This window comes from Frankia sp. CcWB3 (genome assembly GCF_977927595.1).
In genome coordinates this window covers 12,719-15,031 of sequence record NZ_CDWRCK010000065.1, presented here as the reverse complement: position 1 = coordinate 15,031, position 2,313 = coordinate 12,719, and the positions used below count along the sequence as shown (strand labels likewise).

2 protein-coding genes and 2 pseudogenes are annotated in these 2,313 nt (G+C 69.1%); 3 read left to right on the top strand and 1 reads right to left on the bottom strand.

Going from position 1 to position 2,313, the window contains the following annotated elements; translation table 11 throughout:
* Together ACY5KJ_RS07575 and ACY5KJ_RS07570 are read left to right on the top strand one after the other, a co-directional pair.
* A pseudogene (locus ACY5KJ_RS07575) lies at window positions 1–413 on the top strand (DUF3367 domain-containing protein); the annotation flags it as partial.
* A 100-nt stretch (window positions 414–513) separates the two neighbouring features.
* Entirely contained in the window at window positions 514–1,113 is a 600-nt protein-coding gene (locus tag ACY5KJ_RS07570; protein WP_462187820.1) for a RyR domain-containing protein, read from the top strand.
* Here the strand turns inward: ACY5KJ_RS07570 and ACY5KJ_RS07565 are convergent.
* Window positions 1,103–1,345 carry a hypothetical protein gene (locus tag ACY5KJ_RS07565; RefSeq protein ID WP_462187819.1) on the bottom strand — a complete coding sequence of 81 codons (243 nt, stop codon included), beginning with the start codon at window positions 1,343–1,345 and terminating at the stop codon, window positions 1,103–1,105. The two genes, ACY5KJ_RS07570 and ACY5KJ_RS07565, sit on opposite strands and share 11 nt — an antisense overlap.
* 434 nt (window positions 1,346–1,779) lie before the next feature.
* Between ACY5KJ_RS07565 and ACY5KJ_RS07560 the strand changes: the two are divergent.
* Window positions 1,780–2,313: pseudogene (locus ACY5KJ_RS07560) on the top strand (hypothetical protein); the annotation flags it as partial.

Genomic DNA, 2,313 nt, shown 5'->3' with positions numbered 1-2,313 from the left:
AGCCGCGCCGGCTGGGCCGGCTGGCGGTGTCCCCGCCGGTAGCCGGTGTGGGGTGGACGGTGCTCGCCATGCTGGCGGTGGCGCTGGTGGCGGGCCCGGTGGCGCTGGCCGTACCGGTGTTCGTCCTGGTCGGTCGGCGCTGGCCCGCGGTGCCGGGCCTCTCCGCCGCGGTCGCCATGATCGGCGCGGGAATCGGGGTGGCGGCGGATCCGGGCAGCCAGCCCGGATCCGGGCAGGGGGCGTTCGGGCCGCTGGTCCAGGTGTTCGGCGCCTTAGCCTTGGCTGCGGTGCTGGCCGCGCTGGCCGGGCGGGCCTGGGACCGTCCCGCCGGTGCCGACTTCGGCGCCCGAGCCGGGTCCGATGTCGGGCATAGGACTCGCAATCCCTATACCGACAGCAAGGGACTCGGTTAGCGTTTTCGTGGCGCCGATCGTTCGGACGTCGTCCACCGTCTGTTTCTGAGGGAGACATCCGGTCATGATCACAGCCAGGCGTGCCGTGCGTGGAGTCCGCGTGGATGCTCTACGGCCGATCGGGGCCTCGCGCCCGATCTGGGCCGATGCGGCGGGCGGGGACGGCGGCGCCGGCGGCACGCCGTCGGTCCTGGGCGACGGGGAGTTGGTGGAGCTGCTCGCCCGGGCGATCCACGACCGCTATCTGGAGCATGAGCTCGGTAAACGGCACGCGGCCGGATCGAGGCCTGGGCTGCGGCCCTGGGCGGAGCTCTCCGAGACGCTGCGGGAAGCCAACCGTGATCAGGCGGCTCATTACGAGACGGTGCTGCGTAACCGTGGCTGGGTGTTCACGCCGGCCGAGCACGACGTCGATCCGGCTGTCGATCCTTTTTCGCTGTCCGCCGCCGAAGTCGAGGAGCTCGCCCGGGCCGAGCACGACCGGTGGTGGCAGCACAAGGAGCGGCAGGGTTACTCCTATGGTCCGGTGCGCGAGGATCTCGGTCCGGACAAGCGTCACCCGTCGATGGTGGACTGGGAGGAGCTGACCGAAGAGGACCGTGATCGGGACCGCGACGCGATCCGGAACATGCCGGCCGTCCTGGCCCGGGCCGATCTGCGCATCACCCGGCGACCCGCCGCCGAGGCGGCTACCCGGTGAGCGGCTGACGGCCGCGACACTCGTCGGCACATTGCCGCTGTCCGCCGGTGACCCCGAAGACCTCTGCGGCCCCTTGACAGCACCCCGACATCAGTGCCGCACCGGCCACCCCCGGCCGCGACACCAGGCTGCCCACCACCAGAATCATCGACTTCGCCGCGCTGCCCGCCCGGGCGGAGACCACCATGGCCGAGCGTATCCGCGACCGGGCAGTGGTGTCCACGAGCATCACGCGGTCTGATTCGCGCGAACAGATGGACCCTCCAGCGCCGAACAGATCGCAGGACCTCATGCCATTTCCGCAGCTCAGCCCGGCGATGACGCTACGAAGGAAACATTCGGCCAGCAGGGAATGACGCACACCACCACGCCAAGTGATCATCATGGTTGGTGCCCTGCCTGGTTGAAGGGTCTCACGTGGCTCCACCTTGCAACGGAGTGATCATTGGCCTCGGAACGCACCTCGCAGGCGAAAGCGCCGGCCGGCGCGCCGAGTAATCAGACACTTCCTCCGAGCCCGGCGAACAAGAGATGGCTGGCGCGGCACAGGTTCGGCCGTTGGCCCCGGCCCGACAGTGGCGGACCCATTACTCTGGCGATGATCTGCACGCTCCCGAAATGGCGGACCGACGGCGGTCCGGCGAGCAGGCCCGGAGAGGACGCACCGTGAGTAGGCCGAGCCAGCGGGCGGAGCAGGACGAGCTGCGAGCGCGGATGCGCGCGGTCGGCATGTCCCACGACGAGATCGCGATCGAGTTCGCCCGCCGTTACAAGTACCGTCCCCGCGCCGCTCACCGGGTCGCCCATGGTTGGACCCAGCAGCAAGCGGTTGATCACATCAACGCTCACGCCGCCCGCATCGGCCTCGACCCCGACGGCGCCGCCACGCGCACCGCGCCCTGGCTCAGCGAACTGGAGAACTGGCCGGTTCCACTCCGGCGCCGGCCTACGCCCCAGCTTTTGGCCTTGCTCGCCGAGGTCTACGGCACCAGCATCCACAACCTTCTCGATCTTGAAGACCGCGAGACCATGATGCCAGCGGATCTGATGGTTATCAGCCAGCTCCACAAAGGGCTGCCACCCATCACGCACCATGGCTCTGAGGACAGGACGGTGTGGGAAGCGGTTCTCGGTGCTGTCTCCTCGCTGAGGACTACCGGGATCGCGGTCGAGAGCATCAGACTCGCGAACCATCTCTAT